The organism is Variovorax sp. GW531-E2 (assembly GCF_059423125.1).
The window spans coordinates 1-977 of the sequence record NZ_JBWKXQ010000139.1 but is presented as its reverse complement, the minus strand read 5'-3'; the positions used below and the strand labels follow the sequence as shown (position 1 = coordinate 977).

At 68.1% G+C, this 977-nt stretch carries 1 protein-coding gene; it reads right to left on the bottom strand.

What is annotated here, in order from left to right; genetic code table 11:
- Nucleotides 1-869 (bottom strand): purine-cytosine permease family protein (locus tag AC07XP_RS32295; RefSeq protein ID WP_495266964.1); only part of this gene is annotated, 869 nt, incomplete at its 3' end.
- Between the last annotated feature and the right edge of the window lie 108 nt (nucleotides 870-977).

Genomic DNA, 977 nt, shown 5'->3' with positions numbered 1-977 from the left:
GCTACTGCGGCCCGGTGGTCCATACCCGGCCCGCCCGCCAGCACGCCGGCCCACCAGCGGCGCGCCGTGCCCGCGGTGCGCGCCGGCATGAAGCGCAGGTAGTCGGCCTGCTCGCCCATCTGCGTGATGAGCGCGATGCCGACCGTCAGCGCAGCACCGAACAGGTGCAGGTTGAATCCTTGTGCGCCCGACTTCGCCCCGCCGTAGTGCGTGATGCCCGCGAACGCACCAGGATCGCGCACCAGCACGAAGGCAAAGGGCACCACCAGCATCAGCAGCCACAGCGGCTGCGTCCACAGCTGCAGCCGGCTGATCACCGACACCCCGTGCGTGACCAGCGGAATCACCACCAGCGCGCACACCAGGTAGCCCCACACCGGCGGAATGCCCAGCGCCAGCTCGAGCGCGTAGGCCATCACGGCCGCCTCGAGCGCGAAGAAGATGAAGGTGAAGCTCGCGTAGATCAGCGAGGTGAGCGTGGAGCCGATGTAGCCGAAGCCGGCGCCGCGCGTGAGCAGGTCCATGTCCAGGCCGTAGCGCGCCGCGTACACGCTGATCGGCAGCCCCGCCAGGAAGATGATGAGCCCCGTGACGAGGATCGCCCAGAAGGCGTTGGCGAATCCGTACTGCACCAGCAGCGTGGCGCCGACCGCCTCCAGCACCAGGAACGAGGCCGCCCCGAAGGCCGTGTTGGCCACCCGCCATTCGGACCATTTGCGAAAGCGCTGCGGCGTGTAGCGCAGCGCGTAGTCCTCCAGCGTTTCGCTCGCGACCCAGCTGTTGTAGTCGCGCCGCACCTTGACGATGCGCTGCGGGGCGTCGTCGGGCTGGAGGGGGGCGTCGACTGTGTTCACACCGTTTCGGTGCAGCTTTCATGCCATCAGGTACGGCATTTGGCGAACAGGGCACGACTGTTGCAAAGAGAGAGCCTTGCCCATAATCACCGACCGCCACCCGACCCCACCCCCCCCGGGGTA